We start from the raw sequence: 19,714 nt of genomic DNA, 5'->3' as shown, positions 1-19,714 counted from the left end.
TTTTGAAGGAATTCGGATAGCCGTTCGTAAAACCGTATCTTTGCGGACTGATTTTTACTTAAAACATTGTTTCACGCATTATGACGACCGACCAATTAAAGGACGTGAGGGCCAGAGTAGAGGCCCTGAGGGGGTATCTTTGACTACGATAGCAAGAAAGAACAACTCGCTGATTTAGAAGACCGTACCAGCCAGCCCGAATTCTGGCAAGACGCCGAGGGTGCCGAAAAAACCATGAAACAGGTCCGTATGCTGAAAGGCTGGACTACGGGTTATGAGCACGTCGATTCGCTGCTGGGGGATCTGGAAACCCTTTTTGAATTTTACGAAGCCGGTGATGTTTCGGAAGAGGAAATCGATGCCGAAGGGGAGAAAGTAAAAGCCGCGCTGGATGATCTGGAGCTAAAAAAAATGCTCAGCAACGAGGAAGATCAACTCAGTGCTGTGCTGGAAATCAACTCCGGTGCGGGCGGAACCGAAAGCCAGGACTGGGCCGATATGCTGTACCGCATGTACCTCATGTGGTCCGAAAAACACGGTTACAAGGTAAAGCAGGTCGATTACCAACCCGGTGACGGTGCGGGCATCAAGTCGGCCACACTGGAAGTCGACGGACCGCTGGCCTATGGTTTTCTGAAGTCGGAAAACGGCGTTCACCGGCTCGTACGGGTATCACCGTTTGATGCCAACGCCCGGCGTCATACGTCGTTTGCTTCGGTTTATGCCTACCCGCTCATCGATGATTCGATTGAGATTGACGTCAATCCGGCAGATATCGAATGGGATACGTTCCGTTCGGGCGGGGCCGGTGGGCAGAACGTTAACAAAGTGGAAACCGCCGTTCGGCTGCGTCACAAACCGTCGGGGCTGATCATTGAGTGTCAGCAGGAGCGAAGCCAGTTGCAGAACAAGGAAGTGGCCATGCGGCTGTTGAAATCGAAGCTGTATCAGATCGAAGTGGAAAAACGCAACGCGGCCCGGGCCGAAGTGGAAGCCAGCAAGAAAAAAATTGAGTGGGGTTCGCAAATCCGGAGTTATGTCCTCGACGACCGCCGGGTGAAAGACCACCGCACCGGTTTCCAAACCTCCAATACCGACGCGGTTTTGAACGGTGACCTGGATGGATTCATCAAATCATACCTGTTGATGCAGGATTAAGCAACACTGTCCCCGGCAAGCCGAAAGTTGTCGGGGACATTCGTTTATCGTATGTTTGGCCATGCTCCCGGTTTTCAAGCTGTCAAACGGCTCCGTTCCTTTATTGGCATTTCACGGAATTGGCCAGGATCACCGTGCTTTTGAACCGCTGGCGCAGGCCCTCGAAGGGCGGTATAGCGTTTACGCTTTCGACCTCTTTTTCCACGGCGCGCAACCTGCCCAGGACATCGGCGATGTACTGACCAAACAAACCTTCCACGAAATTATTCAGGCGTTTTTGCGCCAACATCAGTTCGAACGGTTTTCTGTCGTCGGTTTTAGCATGGGTGGGCGGTTTGCTCTGGCCACCGCCGATTTTTTTCACCAACAAATCGATGAGTTGATCTTACTAGCCCCTGACGGTATCACCATCAGCCCCTGGTATCGCCTGGCAACCAGTACGGGGCTAGGTCGAGCGATTTTCCGTTATTTATTGAACCATATGCCGCTGATGCACCGAATTGGCGGGTTCTTTTTGTCGATGGGTGTGATCAACCGCAGTGTGTTAAAATTTGCCGAGAATACCCTGTCCACGGATGCGCAACGGGCGCAGGTGTACAATTCCTGGGTGTATTTCCGGCAACTGAGTTTTAACCTCCGCCAACTCGGTTCAACGCTCAACCATAGCTCCATTCGCATACGGTTTTTTGCGGGTTATTTTGATCAGGTTTTGCCAGTTTCGTTCCTGTTTCCCCTGACCCGCCGGTTACAGGCGTACGAGCTGACGGTTTTGAAAACTGGCCATAATCGCCTGATTGAAAAAGTGGCTAAACTCCTTTAACGGTTTAAAGCCCGGTTCAAAACCGCATACAACCCTACCACAGACGCCAGCAGTAACACGCCGATGGAAATCTGGGTCCAGCTTCCGGCATTCGGATTCTCGACCAATGTCCGGATTTCTTTGGCTTGCTGAGCTGTCCAGACTGCAACAAGTGTGCGGGGAATCATGCCCAAAAAGCCGCCCAGCAAGATATTCCGTAAACGCGCACCCGATAAAGCAAACACCAGATTGGTGACGGCAAATGGCAAAACCGGTGACAGTTTTGTGAAGAAAATCACTTTTAGCTCCTGCTCCCGAATCCGCTCCAGCACATTTCGAGCCTTTGGATTCTGTTCGATAAACTGCACAAATCGATCCTGATCTACCCAGTTTACCATGCGATTGACCAGTAAAATGCAGATCATGTTAAGCGCAAACAGTGGTAGCAACGAATTCCAGCCCAGAAAATACCCAAAAATTAGGGCCAGAAAAGTCGGAGGTGTCAGGGCAAAAGCGGAGGTGAAGCAGCAGGCCACCGTCAATCCCAGCCATTCCCAGGCATCAAACTGCGCCACAACGGTTTCGTACGAAACCGTCAGATAAGTCAGCGCCGAACTAAATAAGAGAGGAACCACCGACAGAATCACACCCGCCAGAGCTGGTCCCGATATCGCTTTGAACTGTACTTTTTTCACACCCCAAACTTACAGCATTTCCAGGCAATGACTGGCACCATTCATAAAACCGTGTTACTTTAGAGGATGAAATTCGCAACCAAAGCCATCCACGCCGGCGTCGAACCGGACCCTACGACGGGCGCCATCATGACGCCGATCTATCAGACTTCGACTTACGTACAGGAGTCGCCGGGCAAACACAAAGGCTACGAATATGCCCGCACCCAAAACCCAACCCGAACGGCTTTACAGAACAACCTGGCGGCCCTGGAAAACGGCAAACATGGCATCTGTTATGCATCTGGGCTGGCGGCCACCGATGCCATCCTGAAACTGTTTAAGCCGGGTGACGAGATTATTGCCAGCAACGATCTGTACGGCGGCACGTACCGGATTATGGTGCGGGTTTTTCAGGAATTTGGTTTGAAATTCAAATTTATCGGCCTGGAAAATCCGTCGGCACTGGATGATGCAATTACACCCGCGACAAAAATGGTCTGGATCGAAACTCCGACGAATCCGTTGCTGCGCATCGTTGATATTGCGGCTATTGCGGCCATTACTAAGGCCAAAAACACGCTGCTGGTGGTTGATAATACGTTCGCGTCACCGTATCTGCAAAATCCGTTGGATCTAGGGGCCGATATAGTGATGCATTCCGTTACAAAATACCTGGGTGGCCATTCGGATACCGTGATGGGAGCGATTGTGCTGAACGACGACGAGCTTACGAAACGGCTCGAATTTATCCAGAATGCCTGCGGGGCCGTTCCGGGGCCGCAGGATTGTTTTCTGGTTTTACGCGGCATCAAAACATTGCATATCCGGATGCAGCGGCACTGCGAAAATGCCTTAAAAATTGCGCAGTACCTGAGCCAGCATCCAAAAGTTAGCCAGGTGAATTATCCAGGTCTGGAAAATCATCCGCAGCACGAACTGGCGAAGCAGCAAATGCGCGGCTTTGGCGGTATGGTATCATTCGAATTACACGGTGATTCGCTGCCGGAAGCTGTGCGTGTAATGGAAAGTTTTAAAGTTTTTTCGCTGGGAGAATCCTTGGGAGGGGTTGAATCCCTCTGCACGCATCCGGCTTCAATGACTCACGCCAGTATTCCGAAAGAAGAGCGGGAAAAAAACGGCTTGAAAGATACGCTGATCCGCCTAAGCGTTGGAATTGAAGACGCGGACGATTTGATTGGGGATTTGGAACAGGCAATCGGGTAAGCTATTCAAGTTAGGCTGCAAAAACGCAAGACTTAAAAAAGTATCCCCGGCGATTAGGGTCAATCATTTCGCGAATTACAGTACTACCAATCCGGCCTTGCTATGCTATAACTGCATAGCAAGGTTATTAACTCATACCAACCAAGTAGCACCGCAACTGCGCAATTCGTTGCGTTCAACGGCGCTTTAGAAGAGCGTATGCGCCCGCGGTAGCTAATCCACCGATCAGGTACCAGCCAATTGTCATCACCGCCGTTGAGGTAGTGCGCTGAGTGGGAGCTGTCCCTAATCCCAGCGGCCCAGGCAGGCTAACGGCACCCGCCCCGGCAGCAAGCCCCAGAGCGGCTCCGGTTAGTATGGCGTACTGCGGTTTGGCCAGCCCAATCAGGCTATAATAGAGCGTATTGGAAACAATATCTCCCCCTAGTGCCCAGTCATGCAATTTTTCGTCGGAGGGTGGTTCAGCGCCTACTTTCACCATTCCCTTTTTAATAGCCCGCATCCCCAGAATGTCAGCTCTGGGAGCCTCATCAATAAAGTGACGGGCGGTTTCGTGGAGAGCCGTCAGCACACAGGCACCAACCAGGCCGCTTCCCAACGATTCCCAGATTGTTTTGTTTCGATCAGTCATAGGCATTTAACGCGCAAGCAGCCCTAAATGTTACTTTATTGCATGCTCTCTGCCGCGATTGAACGACTTTTAAAAAGCATTGACTCATCCATTAAAGATGAATCAATGCGACTGATCGGCTAGTTCTAGAGGCCCCTCTGAAGAACTCAGCAGAACATTAGGACGTTACGTTCCGGTTGGCCGTATTACAATCGAATGCCAGCCTTGATTCACCCCGTTCAGAACTAAAATTTGATTCTCACACCCGCCAGAAAATTCCGGCCGGCTTGCGGATAATAGAAGTTTTCCGTGACGATTTGGCCTTCCGAAAGGTAGCTATAGGTGTAGCCGTTCGATTCATACAGTTCGCCGAGGAAGTTATTCAGCAGCAGCGAAAACGCGATTTCGTTCATGCCTTTGGGCTGTATGGTATAAATAAACCGCAGGTCGTTGACAAAATACGCATCAAGTTTGCGGTTTTCGTTGGAGGTGTTGTCCATGTACTGCTTCCCGACGTACTTCGACAGCAAGCCGATTTCCAGCCCTTTCGCGGGCGTATACAGTAGTTGCGATCCAACAATGGTGTTTGGCGCAAACGCAATGTTAGTGTTGGTATATTGGTTGATCTGCTGTTCGCCAGTATCGTAATTATCCAGAAACTCCGTAAAGGTTTTCACTTTATTCTGGCTAAAAGTCACGTTGACGTTCCAGCGCAGGTTCTTCGCCAGCACAGTTCCGGCTTCCAGTTCAACCCCGGCGCGGTAACTATTCGGCACGTTTACCCGGTTTTGCGCGCCCACGTCGTTGATCTGCCCGGTCAGAATCAGCTCATTTTTGTATTTCATGTAGTACAGATTGGCTGAGAAAGCCAGGCGCTGGGTCTGCATTTTGTAACCGGCTTCCCAATCATTCAGTCGTTCGGCTTTGGGGCGACTGGCCGGCGTCGATTGTGTGTAATCGTTGCGGTTGGGCTCGCGGTGACCAACGCCAAATGAAGCATACACACTGCTGCGGTCGTTCAGGGTGTAGGTAATCCCAGCTTTCGGATTGAAAAAGCTTAGCTTATCGTCCTGCTGTACATTCCGGAGCTGGTTGTCAAATCCTAAAAATGAGTAATCAACGGTTCGCACCTGCAAATCAACGTACGCATTGAATTTTGAACTGAACTGGTAATAGGCTTTCCCGTACAGGTTGAAATCCGTTTTGGTTGCGTCGTTGTCGTAATACCGGTGTCGAATGTCGCTCGTACTGGCAAACCGCGCCCAGATTACTTCTCCAAAATGCTTGCCGGTATACTGGTTCCAACCCCCGCCGATGTTGGCGGTCAGTTTACCGAAACTGTTGTAATCCAGCGAAAAAACCGCTCCGTAAAAGTCATTATCCAGCCAGCGTCTACGAATCAAATCCGTGCGGCTGATGGTGGAATCGCCAATCACCACGTTGGGCAAACCGTAGTCGGAAAGCCGGTTATTGGCCCGGAATTGTTCGTAGTAACCCCGGCCTTTTGTGTAATGTAACGAAGCATTCAGACGCCAGTTTCGGCTTAATTCGTGGGAGCTAATGAGCTGGTAATGATCCTGCTGGTAATTATCAACTTCGTTGTCGTAGGTATAAGCGTTATAGGTTCGGTTGGTTTTCAGAAGACTTTCCGGAACACCATCCCAGGCCTGGTAGGTGCGCTCCGTGCCTGAGAACACATTTAAACGCACGAAGCTCTTTTTGCCGTACCAGCCGCCGGAGACATAAAACGATTTCAGATTGGACGATGCCCGGTCGATATAACCATCAGATACGATTCGGGACAGCCGGGCATCCACCACAAAATGTCCCGGGGTCGCGTCCGACTTTAACAAGCCAGAACCCGCTTTTACCGTGGTTTTTAAGGTATTGAAAGAGCCACCCGAAACGTCGACTTCGCCGTACGGATTTTTCTCGAAACTGTTTGTTTGCACGTTGACCGAAGCCCCAAAAGCGCCCGCGCCATTGGTAGATGTTCCCACTCCGCGCTGAATCTGAATGCTGCTCACCGATGAGGCAATATCCGGCATGTTGACCCAGAACGTACCTTGTGATTCCGCATCGTTGTAGGGAATCCCGTTGACGGTTATATTGATCCGCGTTGCGTCCGAACCCCGAATCCGGAAACCGGTATAGCCAACACCTGCGCCCGCGTCGGAGGTAGTCACAAGCGATGGCGTAAAGTTCAGGAGCAACGGAATATCCTGTCCCAGATTCTGTTTGGTAAGTTCTCGCCCTGAAACATTGGTATAGGCAACTGCCGACTTCTGGTTAGCGCGTGTGGCACTTACAACCACCTCATCCACCACCACAACGGTTTTAGCCAACGCCACAACCAGCTGCTCGTTCCGATTGAGCTCCACTGTCTGTAAAACCGGTTCATAACCCAGCAGCGAAAACCGTAACTTCACCGCGCCCGGTTTTAAGTTGGTCAGGCGAAACTCGCCATTGGCGTCGGCAAACGTGCCTTTAAAGGTCCCCTCGACGGTAATGGCTGTGCCGGGCAACACTCCGCCCTCAACATCGTTGACAGTTCCGGAAATGGAAAATTGCGCCCAGGCCGGTAGCGCCGATAGAAAAAAGAGCCCTAGCAAGCCAGTAAAATAGATGACATGGTGCCGAATTGTAATTTTCTTCATGATGCACGAAAAAGTCACAATAGGCAAGGGCCAACCTATCTGCTAATTAGTTGATTTTTGAGTAAATAGTACGCACAGGTATACCATCTGTGAATACGTTCCCTTCGCCGGCATTACCCGGTGCAGGTTCAATGGGTATAATCTCAGCCCGTTGTATTAAGGCACCCCTTTTGTAAGATTAGCGCTGCAAAGGTAATTCAAAAAAGCATATTTACAGAAATATTAGGTAGTAGTGAACTTTAGCAAAAAATTAAATGTATTTACATTAAATGTCGATACATTTAAAGAAAAAGACTCATATTACTCATTAAAACTCTCAGACCATGGAAACGCTCGTTAATGGATTACACCACGTTACGGCTATCGCCGGTGATGCCCAAAGTAATGTCGATTTTTATACGCACATTCTAGGACTACGGTTGGTCAAGAAAACCATCAATTTTGACGCCCCGGATGTTTACCACCTGTATTACGGTGACGAAACCGGATCGCCGGGTAGTATTCTGACGTTCTTCCCATACGGGAAAGGCCTCATTCGCGGTCGGAAGGGTGGGGGCCAGTTGACCTATACGGCGTTTTCGGTTCCGACGGCGTCGCTGAGTTTCTGGATTAATCGCTTGCATGAGTTTAATATTCCATTTACCGGCCCATACCAACGGTTTAACGAAACCTACCTGCGGTTTGACGATTTCGACGGCATGGGTATCGAGCTGGTGGCTCATGATCAGGATACAAGGCCGGGCTGGTCGAACGGTTTTATTCCGACCGAATTCGCCGTCAAAGGCTTTCACACCGTTACCTTGAACGAGGTCAAAGTGGACGATACCATAAAATTATTAACTGAATACCTGGGTCATACGTTGGTATCAGAAGAAACCGGTTTATTTCGGTTCCAGGCGGGCAAAGGCGGTTCTGGCAATTACGTGGATGTGCGGCACGCTGCGAACGAGCTTCGGGCACACCAGGGCGTCGGTTCGGTTCACCACGTGGCGTTTTCGACGGATTCGGACGAATCGCAACTTGTTTTGCAACAGCAATTGCTGAAAGCAGGCTATCAGGTGACGCCCGTTCAGGACCGGAATTATTTCCACAGCATTTATTTCCGCGAGCCGGGCGGCATTCTGTTCGAAGTCGCTACCAATCCTCCGGGCTTTGCAGTGGATGAACCCGTTGCCGAATTGGGTAAAACGCTTAAATTGCCGGAGTGGTACGAACCCCGGCGTGAAAAAATAGAAGCGGCTCTACCGAAAATTGAAGTGAAATAACGAGCAGAAGGTGGCGGGGTGAGGGTACGAAAAAACGACCCTCCGCCCCGCACCTTTTATCGCAGGCCCATATTCCCAAACACTATGATACACGATCCCAATAACTTCCTTACAGCCGGAAAACCGCTGGAAAAAGCTTCAAAAGTGATGGTAATGGTGCACGGCCGCGGGGCGTCGGCGCGCGATATTTTGTCGTTGTCAGATTATATCGAAGACCAGGATTTTGCCTTCATCGCTCCGCAGGCCCACCAGGGAACGTGGTATCCATATTCGTTTATGAGTCCGCTTGAAGAGAATGAACCCTACTTGTCGGCGGCTCTTCAGGTACTGAGCAGTTTGCGGGCGCGGTTACAGTCGGACTATAATTTTAAACCACCGCAGATATTCTGGCTCGGTTTTTCGCAGGGTGCCTGTCTGGCGCTGGAGTTCGTGGCTCGCAATGCCATGCCGTACGGAGGTGTTTTCGGCTTAAGTGGCGGGTTGATCGGCCCGCCGGGTACACCCCGCTTGTACGAGGGCGAACTGGAAGAAACACCGGTTTTTCTGGGCTGCAGCGATATCGATCCACACATTCCGAAAGAGCGTGTTATTGAGTCAGAAGGTGTGTTCCGGTCGATGGGTGCGGGGGTAAAAATGAAATTATATCCAAATTTTGCGCACTCGGTCAACGAAGATGAGCTAAAGATTGTTAATCAGTTGATTGACGGTTCGCCCACATCCGGCGCGCCCGTCCGTGAATTGTACACCTAAAACTACCACGCCCTATGAGCCAGTTTATGGTAGAATTCGATCTCCCGGCTGAAATGACCGAGGATTTTACGGTTAAGATTCCGCTCCAGCGGCTGAAAGTAAATGAATTGATGGAAAACGGAAAACTCGTTACGTATGCGCTATCTCTCGACCGCCAGAAATTATGGTGCGTGGTGAAAGCGCAGACGGAATTTGAGGTAATGGAAATTGTTTCCGAATTTCCGTTGATCAACTTCATGGATCCAACCATTACGGAGTTGATGTTCAATAATATCGTTTCATTAAGAATGCCCCTGTTTTCACTGAATTAAACTATTTTTGCCGGGTTATTTTTTCTTGTTCATGGCAAATTTTAGATTCATTCAATCGGATTCGGAGCTGAAAGACTACGTTGACTTTCGAATTGCCCGGATCAATGGTCAGAAAGCCCAAACGCTGAAACAGTTTTTCGACCAGATTGCCCGCGAGCTTCGGTTTCCCGACTACTTTGAATTCAACCTGGAATCGCTGGACGAAGCCCTGAACGATCTGGAGTGGCTGGATGACGATAAGATTGCAATTTATGTTACGCACCCAGACGCCTTTCTGTCGCAGGAAAAGGTAGAAGCCCGCAAAGGCGAATTATTGAACATCCTGGACGTAGCCGCCGAAGACTGGAAATGGGTGGACGAGGACGAAGAAGGACTTTCGGCCCGGCAATTAGTAATTTTATTTCAACCCAGCGATTCGTTGGCGGCCTTGCTGAATAAAGAAGGATTTGTCTACGATTCTATAAGTTAGTTTTTGCAACAAAACCGACATGAAACGGTTTATCTGTTGCCTTTTGCCGCAGGGAGATGGTGCTCTCTGCGGCTTTTGGTATTTATATTTTTATGAAAGTAGCTGATTTAATTACGCTTTATACCGAAGATAGCTTCATCAAAATTATTGGTGAACAATTCCGCCAAACACACACCGCCGAGCCTTCCCGCATTCAGTTGAAAGGCATCACCGGCAGCTTAGATGCTGTGCTGGCTGCGTCTGTTTACCGCATGCATCCATCCACGTTTTTATTTGTTTTAAGCGATCGGGAAGAAGCCTCTTACTTCTACAACGACCTCCAAAATCTGCTGGGCGAGGAAGTGTTGTTTTTTCCGATGTCGTATAAAAAACCGTATCAGTACGAGGAGATTGAAAACGCCAATGTGCTGATGCGGGCCGAAGTACTGAATAAACTGAATTCCGAGGCCAAATCGAACGTCATCGTGGTGACGTATCCGGAAGCGTTATCGGAAAAAGTAATCAACAAACGATCGTTGCGCGCCAACACGTTGTCGGTCAAAACCGGCGATAAACTGGATGCCAATTTCATCAACGAACTGCTCAATAGCTACGATTTCGAGAAGACGGATTTTGTGTACGAAGCGGGCCAGTTTTCGATTCGCGGTGGTATTATCGACGTTTTTTCGTTTGCCAGCGAATTTCCGTACCGAATTGAGCTCTTCGGCGACGAAATCGAAAGCATTCGTCTGTTCAACCCTGAAAGCCAGCTTTCTACCGATGCGGTTGATCACATCAGCATTATTCCTAATATCGAAAACAAATTAATCCACGAAACTCGGGAACCGTTCCTGGACTTTTTCGCTCAAACAGCCACGCTCTGGTTTAAGGACGTGGAACTTACGCTCGAAATCATTGAGAAAAACTTTGAAAAAGCCGAGCATAATCTGACCAGTTTGTTGGGCAGTAAAGGCGGCATCCAGATTGTTTCAGATCCGAACGTACTATTTGAAACCCGCCGGGGCTTTCTAAATCAGGTAAAGACCTTCCGGACGGTTGAGTTTGGCCGACGGTTTTATTTCAAGACCGACAACAAACTGGCTTATGTTTCCAAAGCACAGCCATCGTTCAACAAAGAGTTTAAGCGGCTGGTTGAAAACCTGTCTGAAAACCAGTCGAAAGGTTATACCAACATTATTGCGGCCGAATCGTACAAACAGCAGGAACGGCTAAAAACCATTTTTGAAGAACTTGATCCGTTCCTGAAGTTTCAACCGCTGAGCATTTCACTCAAAGAAGGTTTTATCGACGAGCAGACGAAAGTGGTGTGTTATACAGATCACCAGATTTTCGACCGCTACTATAAATACCGGGTTCGGGATAAGTTCTCGAAGTCCAAAGCGTTGACCCTGCGGGAACTCAAAACCCTGCAACCGGGCGATTTCGTCACGCACGTCGATCATGGTATCGGGCGGTTTGCGGGTCTGGAGAAAGTGGACGTAGGCGGCCGCGAACAGGAAGCTATCCGGTTGATTTACCGCGATAATGACATTCTGCTGGTCAGTATTCACAGCTTACACAAGATTGCAAAATACACGGGTAAAGAAGGTACACCACCCGTTATGAGTAAGCTCGGTTCGCAGGAGTGGGAACTGAAAAAGTCGCGGGTCAAGAAGCAGGTCAAGGATATTGCCAAAGAGCTGATTGCTCTTTACGCCAAACGGCGGCAGGCTCCCGGTTTTGCCTTTTCACCGGATAGTTTTATGCAGGTCGAACTGGAATCGTCCTTTATTTACGAAGATACGCCCGACCAGGCCAAGGCTACGGCGGACGTGAAAGTCGATATGGAGCAATCGCATCCGATGGATCGGCTGGTTTGTGGCGATGTTGGTTTCGGTAAAACCGAAGTGGCCATTCGGGCGGCTTTCAAGGCAGCTGCAGACAACAAACAGGTGGCGGTTTTGGTGCCGACCACAATTCTGGCAATGCAGCATCACAACACTTTCCGGGAACGATTGGCTAATTTTCCGGTCAAAATAGAATACATCAATCGGTTTCGAACAGCAACCCAGATCAAAGAAACGCTGAAACGGGTTGCTTCGGGTGAAACCGGCATTCTGATCGGTACGCACCGGATTGTCAACAAAGACATCAAATTCAAAGATCTGGGGCTATTGATCATTGATGAAGAGCAGAAATTTGGCGTTAAAACAAAGGATCGTTTGAAAGAAATGCGCGTTGATGTGGATGTTTTGACACTCACGGCCACGCCCATTCCCCGAACACTGCATTTTTCGCTGATGGGTGCCCGCGACCTCTCGGTTATTGCAACCCCACCGCCGAACCGCCAACCCGTTACGACGGAAGTCCATACATTCAGCGAAACCGTTGTGCGCGACGCCGTCAGTTACGAAGTCCGGCGGGGTGGGCAGGTGTTTTTTGTGCACAACCGCATCAGTGATATCGACTCCATTGCCAACCTGATCATGCGCCTGGTTCCCGATGCCCGGGTATCCGTGGCGCACGGCCAGATGGAAGGCGAAAAGCTGGAGCGGGTGATGACGCGGTTTATCGAGGGCGAATCTGACGTACTGGTTTCTACCAACATTATTGAATCAGGACTGGATATTCCGAACGCTAATACCATTATCATTAACCAGGCCCATATGTTTGGTTTGTCGGACCTGCACCAGATGCGCGGTCGAGTTGGGCGTTCCAACAAGAAAGCGTTTTGTTATCTGATGACGCCACCGGTTTCGGCCATTACATCCGACGCCCGCAAACGGCTACAAACACTCGAAGACTTTTCGGAACTGGGCGAAGGCTTCAAAATTGCGATGCGGGATCTTGACATTCGGGGGGCCGGCAACCTGCTGGGTGCCGAGCAGAGCGGTTTTGTGAACGACCTCGGTTTTGAGATGTACCACAAGATTCTCGACGAAGCCGTTCAGGAGTTGAAAGAAACCGAGTTTAAGAACCTCTTCATGCCGAACGAAGATAGTCTGAAGACGCTGCTGCCGGATACGCTGATCGAGACGGATTTGCAGGTGCTCATTCCTGAAAAATACGTAGCCAATATCTCCGAGCGTTTGTCGTTGTATAATCAGCTGGATAACATTCAAAACCAGACCGAACTGGAAAATTTTCAGCGTTCGATGATTGATCGGTTCGGGGCTTTACCGGAAGAAGTCGGAAACCTGATCAAACTGGTTACGGTTCGCTGGAAAGCCGAACGTTTGCAACTCGAAAAATTGACGCTCAAGAATAATATCATGAAGGGTACCTTCGTTTCTTCTGGGAACGACGTTTTCTTCAACTCCGGGCAGTTTGGCAAAGTAATTGATTACGTCAAGAAATATTCGGCAACCTGCTCATTAAAAGACTATAAAGGAAAGCTAATTTTTACGCAGCGCGACATAAATACAGTCGATCAGATGGACGAAGTGCTGAGCCAGATAGTAGAATGATAGCCGGAATTTAGACTCCGGTTTTTCGTAATCGTGAAAGTTTGCCTGACATACTGTAATTTTGAACTTCTATTAGTTACCAAATCGCAATGAATCGAACACAACCGTTACGTTCAATGGTCTACCTGCTGGCTTTTGCCGCGGTATTAGGCGCGTGTAAGTCCAAGCACCCGACCAGCGTGAAACCGGGTAAGCAAAGTACCGCGACCGGTATTAATTATAATAAAGAAAATGGATTTCAGGTAGCTAAGTACAGAGGACAAACAGCGGGGCCAAACCTGGTTTTCATTGAAGGTGGTCGCTTTACGATGGGTGCTCTGGAAGAAGATGTCATGAATTCGCGTGATAACCGCGAGCGCACGGTTAGTATTCAATCGTTCTATATGGACGAAACCGAGATCGCGAACATTCACTACCTCGAATACCTCGACGCCATTCAGCGGGACTCTTCGGAGGAAATTTACACCCGCGCTCTGCCGGATACCAACGTCTGGAAAAACCCGCTGTCGTATAACGATCCTTACGTGACGCAGTACCTGCGTTTCCCCGGCTTCCGGTATTATCCCGTGGTAGGGGTAACTTGGGAGCAAGCCGTGGATTACTCGACCTGGCGAACCGACGCGGTGAACGCAAACATGTCGGCAAAAGGGTCAAGTAGCAGCAAGAAAGGATTCTCATTGAAACGGAAGAAGAAAGAAGAAGCGGCACCCGCTGGCGAAGCAGAACAACCTGTAGCTAAGAATTCGCAGACCACCCACGCGATGGAAAGCGGCAATATTTTGCCTAACTATCGTTTGCCGTCGGAGGCCGAGTGGGAATACGCAGCAAAAGCCATGATTGGTACGCAATACCTGGACGAGAACCAATCCAATCAGCGGATTTATCCCTGGGACGGTTCGTCCATCCGGAATGCGAAAAAAGGTCGTAAACAAGGGCAAATGCTGGCCAACTTCAAACGCGGTCGCGGTGACTACGCCGGTATTGCCGGAAAGTCGAATGATGCTGCTATCATCACCGCCGAAATTTACAGCTACCCCCCGAACGACTTCGGTTTGTACAACATGGCCGGAAACGTTAACGAATGGGTATACGACGTTTATCGTCCGCTCTCGTACCAGGATATGAACGACCTCAACCCGCTGCGTCGGGACGGTTACCTGGATGAAGAGAAAAACTACGATACCAAAAACGCCAACTCCATCATCAGTGATAAATTACGGGTTTATAAAGGCGGGTCATGGGCTGACGTAGCCTACTGGCTGGCCCCGGGTACCCGTCGGTTTATGATGCAGGATTCGGCTACGGCGACAATCGGTTTCCGTTGTGCCATGATTGCCGGAGGACGGAACAAATAATCGCTGATTTTCTGGATTTCCAAGCGGCCGCTCGACTATCGGGCGGCCGCTATTGTTACAATCCCTACCGAACGGCTATTGGAGGCCAATAAAACGCTCGTACAGGCCTCCAATGTGGCACCGGTAGTCAGAACATCATCAACGAGCAAAATGCGTTTATCACGCACTAAATTGGGAGTTTTGACCTGAAAGACGTGGCTGACGTTTTCCCAGCGCCCCAAGCGGTCCTTTCCGGTTTGGCTAATCGTATACTGGTTGCGCGCCAGCGCCTGATCACTCCACGGTATTTGCAGCACTTCCGACAATCCCATTGCAAACCAGTCACTTTGGTTATAACCGCGTTGCCGCATCTTAGCCGAATGCAGCGGAACGCCAACGATCAAATCAATGTTTTCGTGAAGCTGACATTCGTTTCTCAGCTGAAAACCTTACCATCGTCCGAGCAACCGACCAACTTCTTTCTGATTGCGGTATTTTAAGGCATGAATCAGCCGTTGGGACTTTCCCTGTTTGGTAAAATAGAGGTAAGCATATACAAACTCCACCGGCACTTTTCCTGCAAATTTTAGCTGGCCGGATAAGAGTGATTTATTCAAATGTTGCCCGGTTTCCGGAAGTTCAATCCGGCAGCCTGTACAAACGAATTCTTCCTGATTCTGCAACGTAGTTCCGCATAACAAACAGGGGTTTGGATAGAACAGATTAAGAATGTCCTGGATACTGCCTTTGAATAGTTTTCCGACGGTTTTCACGAACTTGGTCAGCAAATAAAGTTTACATGCAACGGTCAGATTCTTCCGTTGCTCTTTCGTCTACGCTATGTGACGAACAAACACGCAAAAAGTCATAAATACGGGTTGAAAAACTCTTTATTCTAGGTATAAAATGATTACACAGGAAATTGAACAAGAATGGGAGCAGGTTCTAGACTACCTTGAAAAAGCCATCGGTAAGCGCCCCGCGGATTTGAACAGCGTTTTGTTTTTAATCGGTATACAGGAATTAGGTCGTGGAACACAAATTTTTACGAAGGAGCAAAAGCAGGATTTGATGCACATTGCCATCTGTAAAATTCTGAGCTACTCCGGCTATTACGAATTGATAGGCACCGATCAGGATGGCTGGCCCCACTGGCGGCTGGTGCAGAAAGTTCCTTACGTTGATTTGCTCAGTCAGGAGAGCTTTCTGAAGCTTCACGTCATCAAATACTTTAATGATTACCTCGATTTGAACGAAAGTGATCAGGCCGGCCCATCTGATAAAATTGTCTAACGATCTTCTTCGTTATCAGAAGGAAGTCTGATTTCAAATGATTAACTTCAGTAGGATTTAGAACCGTGAATAGGAGAGCAGTATTAACCCTTTAAGAAGAAGCCGATGCAGATGCAAGACTCCATTCAAACGCTGCTGCTGCGTATTGAGGAATACAGAAAGAAATTTTACATCAATCAGATCGCCAAAGGGGCTATTTTCTTTATAGCTTTTTCGCTATCGATTTATTTAGTGATGAATGCGGCCGAGTTTTTTGGTCGGTTCAGCTCGCCGGTGCGCGGTGTGCTCTTTTTCGGATCGCTCACGGTGATGCTGCTGGCTTTATATTATTGGATCGTCAACCCCCTGATTCATCTTTATGGAATTGGCAAGTCGTTGACGAATGAGGAAGCAGCACAACACATTGGACGGTTTTTCCCAGAAATAGGGGATAAGCTACTCAATACGTTGCAGTTACGAGCCCTTAACCGCCAGGAAAGTGACTTACTGGAGGCCAGTATTAACCAACGATCCAAGCAATTGTTGATTGTCCGATTTGCTGACGCTATTCAGATTAATCAAAACCGGCGGTTTGTCAAATACGCCATCATTCCGGCAATTATTATTGGCGGTTTATTATTACTCTATCCCGCCTTTCTAACCAGCACGTCGAAACGGATTATCAGCTACGATCAGGAATTTGTGGAAGAGGCTCCTTTTCAATTTCTGTTGCAGAATAAAGATCTCAAAGCTTTTCGCAATGAAGATTATACCCTGGAACTGCAACTGAAAGGCGGTGCTTTACCTCAGGACGTTTACCTGGTTTCGAACAATACCCGGTTTAAGTTAACCAACAATGGTAAGGGACTTTTCACGCACACTTTCGACAACGTCCAGCGGGATATTCCATTTCGTTTTGAAGCGGCCGGATTCAATTCGGCGGGGTACAAAGTAACGGTTCTGGATCGTCCGGGGTTGCTATCGTTCGATGTCAGCCTGGTCTATCCCTCTTATCTCAATAAACCGTCTGAACAACTCTCGAATGTTGGTAACCTGCTCGTTCCGGAAGGGACCCAGGTGACCTGGCGGTTTTCAGCAGCCAATACCGATTCGGTGCTGGTTCAGTTTGCGGGCGAACCACGCAGTTTGGTAGCCGATAAACAGTCGGCTGATGAGTTCGAGTTTTCACGAATGGTCAAGCGTTCATCCATGTATTCCGTCTCGTTGAAGAATAAAGTGGCCGCCAATCAGGACAATATTCAGTATACGCTGAACGTGGTTAATGACAAATTCCCACAAGTATCGTTGGAGAATTTTAAGGATACGACGTTCTACAATTATGTGATGCTAGGAGGGACCATTACGGACGACTACGGTTTTTCTAATCTGAAGGTGATGTACAAAGTGATTCGGGCAGGTCAAAATGCTCCGGACAGATTTCTTACCCGCGCCATTCCTTTTAATCGGTCGGCTTCTACGCAGAACTTCTACTACCAATGGGGACTTGATAGTCTGAAGATGCAACCCGGCGACCGGCTGGAATATTTTGTTCAGGTTTGGGATAATGACGTCATCAATGGTTACAAGAGCGCCCGTTCGAGCTTTGCCCAATTTGCCGTTCCCGATCAAAATAAGCTGGCTGAAGAGGCTCAACGTTCGTCTGAACAGACCGAGAACCAGATTAGCAAGTCTCTATCAAAAGCTCAGCAACTTAAGAAGGAGCTAAATTCGCTCGAAAACCGCCTTCAAACTAAGAAAAACCTCGATTTTCAGGACAAAAAGCAGGCTGAAGATTTACTGAAGAAACGGGAAGAATTGCTGCAAGAACTGAAAGAATTGCAGGAACAAAACAAAACCAATAACGAACGCCAGCAACGGTTTAACAATCAGAATCCGGAATTGCTCCAAAAATTTGAGCAACTACAGAAGTTGATGAACGATCTGATGGATCCGGAAACGCAGAAGCTTTACGAGGAGCTTAAGAAACTTCTGGAGCAGAAGCAGGATGATAAGATGATCGATAAACTCAATCAACTAAAAAATAAAGAAAAGAATTTAGAGAAAGAACTGGAGCGGGCACTGGAGCTTTTCAAGCAATTGCAGATGGAGCAAAAGATGGAAAACACCATCAAAGACCTCCAAAAGCAAGCCGAGAATCAGGAAAAATTAGCCGCTGAAACAGAGAAAAAAGAGAACCAATCAGCGCAAAACGATAAGACGCAGCCTAAAAAAGACGATCCTCAATCGAAAAAAGATAGTGCTCAGTCAAAGAAAGCAGATGATGCTCAATCAAAAAAGAACGACGAGCAACAGGCAAAAAAAGAGGATAATGCCAATTCTCAAAAGGAAGATGGGGATTTGAGCAAGAAGCAGGAAGAGTTGAGCAAAGAGTTTGAGAAAACTCGTCAGGATCTGAAGGATATAGAGAAGATGGCTCAGGACATGAAAAACAGTCCGGAGCAGGATATGCATCAGGATATGCAAAACGAAATAAGCAACGAGCAGCAGGAGAGCCAGAAACAGTTGGAGCAAAATCAGAACAGTAAAGCTTCCAAATCGCAGAAAAAAGCGGCCAAACAAATGAAGCAACTGAGCGAACAATTGCAACAGCAAATGCAATCGTCGGAGATGGAAGAAGCTCAGGAAAACATTGACGATTTGCGGGACATTCTTGAAAACCTCATTCAGCTTTCCTTTGATCAGGAACGCGTAATGAAAGATTTTAAAGCGGTTTCGCTGCAGGATCCACGTTTTGTAAAGCTTGCGCAGGATCAGTTGAAGCTCCAGGATGACGCCAAAATCATTGAGGACAGCCTTTACGCATTGGCCAACCGAGTGCTGCAAATTCAATCATTCGTTACGCGAGAGCTAAATAACATGAAAGGTTATATGGATGAAAGCGTAAAATTTATCCGTGAGCGTCGATTGAATGTAGCAACGTCCAAGCAGCAATTTGCGATGACATCCATTAATAACTTAGCATTAATGCTCAGTGATGTGTTTAAGCAAATGCAGGAGCAAATGAGCCAAATGTCTTCCTCCAGCTCCGGGAAAGGCAAGAAAAAGGGCAAGCCGAAAAGCATGGCGATGGGTGAAATGCAAAAGCAATTGAATGAGCGGATGCAGCAACTCATGAAGCAAGGCCAAAATCAAGGGCAAGGAGGGAAGCAGGGACGCGGTATGTCCGAAGAGCTTTCGCGGTTGGCAGCGGAGCAAGCCATGATGCGGAAGATGTTGAAAGAGCTTCAGGATGCACAAAAAGGCACCGAACTCGGCAAAAAGCTCGGTGGTGAATTTAATGACATTATGAACAAAATGGATGAGACCGAAACGGATCTTGTCAATAAACGAGTTAATCAAAACACACTGAAACGTCAGCAGGATGTTTTGGTTCGGCTACTGGAATCAGAAAAAGCCATGAAAGAACAGGAAGAGGATATGCAACGCAAAGCCGAATCCGCCAAATCCGTTATGCGAAAACCACCACCGCAATACGAGCAATTGGTAAAGGATAAGCAAAAACAAGTTGAGTTGTTGCGGTCTGTTCCACCCGACTTTTCACCGTTTTACAAAAGAGAAGTTGATACATACCTCAAAAAGTTAAAGTAAGTTAAGGTGTGATGGTTCGCAACATCCGCTACAGTTAGGGGTATGCTGAGTTTCTGAGAAAAAGACTATTTTCGGTTAGCTATTCCTTTTTAACCCTAACCATGTCAGCTCCTCAAATTCAAGCTCGCCAAAC

General features: G+C 48.4%; 16 protein-coding genes and 1 riboswitch. Of the genes, 11 read left to right on the top strand and 5 right to left on the bottom strand.

What is annotated here, in order from left to right; translation table 11 throughout:
* Positions 1-80: 80 nt before the first annotated feature.
* Together prfB and ACYVH9_RS00075 are read left to right on the top strand one after the other, a co-directional pair.
* A protein-coding gene (gene prfB, locus ACYVH9_RS00080; protein WP_460634245.1) for a peptide chain release factor 2 occupies positions 81-1,158 on the top strand; the annotation gives its coding sequence in 2 pieces (ribosomal slippage) (positions 81-140 and positions 142-1,158; 1,077 coding nt in all).
* A gap of 61 nt (positions 1,159-1,219) precedes the next feature.
* Complete coding sequence (locus tag ACYVH9_RS00075) at positions 1,220-1,978, top strand: alpha/beta fold hydrolase (RefSeq protein WP_460634244.1); 759 nt, start codon at positions 1,220-1,222, stop codon at positions 1,976-1,978.
* Here the strand turns inward: ACYVH9_RS00075 and ACYVH9_RS00070 are convergent.
* Positions 1,975-2,652, bottom strand: coding sequence for a TVP38/TMEM64 family protein (locus tag ACYVH9_RS00070; RefSeq protein ID WP_460634243.1), 678 nt, complete (start codon positions 2,650-2,652; stop codon positions 1,975-1,977). The genes ACYVH9_RS00075 and ACYVH9_RS00070 overlap by 4 nt on opposite strands.
* Positions 2,653-2,718: 66 nt before the next feature.
* Between ACYVH9_RS00070 and ACYVH9_RS00065 the strand changes: the two genes are divergently transcribed.
* Positions 2,719-3,858: a cystathionine gamma-synthase gene (locus tag ACYVH9_RS00065; protein WP_460634242.1), complete on the top strand. Its 1,140-nt coding sequence runs from the start codon at positions 2,719-2,721 to the stop codon at positions 3,856-3,858.
* 175 nt (positions 3,859-4,033) lie between these two features.
* On the opposite strand, the gene ACYVH9_RS00060 is transcribed toward ACYVH9_RS00065, so the two are convergent.
* Together ACYVH9_RS00060 and ACYVH9_RS00055 are read right to left on the bottom strand one after the other, a co-directional pair.
* A complete protein-coding gene (locus ACYVH9_RS00060; protein ID WP_460634241.1) occupies positions 4,034-4,489 on the bottom strand; it encodes a hypothetical protein in 456 nt (151 codons plus the stop codon).
* A gap of 224 nt (positions 4,490-4,713) precedes the next feature.
* Positions 4,714-7,125: a TonB-dependent receptor gene (locus ACYVH9_RS00055; RefSeq protein WP_460634240.1), complete on the bottom strand. Its 2,412-nt coding sequence runs from the start codon at positions 7,123-7,125 to the stop codon at positions 4,714-4,716.
* An 81-nt stretch (positions 7,126-7,206) separates the two neighbouring features.
* Positions 7,207-7,304: riboswitch (TPP riboswitch) on the bottom strand.
* Between the two features lie 144 nt (positions 7,305-7,448).
* Here ACYVH9_RS00055 and ACYVH9_RS00050 point away from each other — a divergent pair.
* The 6 genes from ACYVH9_RS00050 (at position 7,449) to ACYVH9_RS00025 (ending at position 14,721) form a co-directional block, all read left to right on the top strand.
* Complete coding sequence (locus tag ACYVH9_RS00050) at positions 7,449-8,390, top strand: ring-cleaving dioxygenase (protein WP_460634239.1); 942 nt, start codon at positions 7,449-7,451, stop codon at positions 8,388-8,390.
* Positions 8,391-8,474: 84 nt separating this feature from the next.
* Positions 8,475-9,140, top strand: a complete 666-nt coding sequence (locus tag ACYVH9_RS00045) for an alpha/beta hydrolase (RefSeq protein WP_460634238.1) — start codon at positions 8,475-8,477, stop codon at positions 9,138-9,140.
* Positions 9,141-9,154: 14 nt separating this feature from the next.
* A complete protein-coding gene (locus ACYVH9_RS00040) occupies positions 9,155-9,451 on the top strand; it encodes a muconolactone Delta-isomerase family protein (RefSeq protein ID WP_460634237.1) in 297 nt (98 codons plus the stop codon).
* Between the two features lie 31 nt (positions 9,452-9,482).
* On the top strand, positions 9,483-9,920 hold the full coding sequence (locus ACYVH9_RS00035; RefSeq protein WP_460634236.1) for a barstar family protein: 438 nt from the start codon (positions 9,483-9,485) through the stop codon (positions 9,918-9,920).
* Between the two features lie 92 nt (positions 9,921-10,012).
* Positions 10,013-13,366 carry a transcription-repair coupling factor gene (mfd, locus tag ACYVH9_RS00030; RefSeq protein WP_460634235.1) on the top strand — a complete coding sequence of 1,118 codons (3,354 nt, stop codon included), beginning with the start codon at positions 10,013-10,015 and terminating at the stop codon, positions 13,364-13,366.
* A gap of 89 nt (positions 13,367-13,455) precedes the next feature.
* Positions 13,456-14,721 carry an SUMF1/EgtB/PvdO family nonheme iron enzyme gene (locus ACYVH9_RS00025; protein WP_460634234.1) on the top strand — a complete coding sequence of 422 codons (1,266 nt, stop codon included), beginning with the start codon at positions 13,456-13,458 and terminating at the stop codon, positions 14,719-14,721.
* Between the two features lie 35 nt (positions 14,722-14,756).
* Here the strand turns inward: ACYVH9_RS00025 and ACYVH9_RS00020 are convergent, their stop codons facing one another.
* Together ACYVH9_RS00020 and ACYVH9_RS00015 are read right to left on the bottom strand one after the other, a co-directional pair.
* The gene (locus tag ACYVH9_RS00020; RefSeq protein ID WP_460634233.1) at positions 14,757-15,104 is read right to left on the bottom strand and encodes a ComF family protein; all 348 of its coding nucleotides are present in this window, start codon (positions 15,102-15,104) and stop codon (positions 14,757-14,759) included.
* Between the two features lie 45 nt (positions 15,105-15,149).
* Positions 15,150-15,473 (bottom strand): ComF family protein, encoded by a 324-nt coding sequence (locus ACYVH9_RS00015; RefSeq protein ID WP_460634232.1) that lies wholly within the window; start codon positions 15,471-15,473, stop codon positions 15,150-15,152.
* A gap of 133 nt (positions 15,474-15,606) precedes the next feature.
* Between ACYVH9_RS00015 and ACYVH9_RS00010 the strand changes: the two genes are divergently transcribed.
* Together ACYVH9_RS00010 and ACYVH9_RS00005 are read left to right on the top strand one after the other, a co-directional pair.
* Positions 15,607-15,993 (top strand): hypothetical protein, encoded by a 387-nt coding sequence (locus tag ACYVH9_RS00010; RefSeq protein ID WP_460634231.1) that lies wholly within the window; start codon positions 15,607-15,609, stop codon positions 15,991-15,993.
* A gap of 105 nt (positions 15,994-16,098) precedes the next feature.
* On the top strand, positions 16,099-19,581 hold the full coding sequence (locus tag ACYVH9_RS00005) for a DUF4175 family protein (protein WP_460634230.1): 3,483 nt from the start codon (positions 16,099-16,101) through the stop codon (positions 19,579-19,581).
* The last annotated feature ends 133 nt before the right edge of the window (positions 19,582-19,714 follow it).

The organism is Larkinella harenae, from assembly GCF_054780515.1.
Note: the sequence above shows the minus strand (reverse complement) of the source record. Positions and strands in the feature narration are given on the sequence as shown.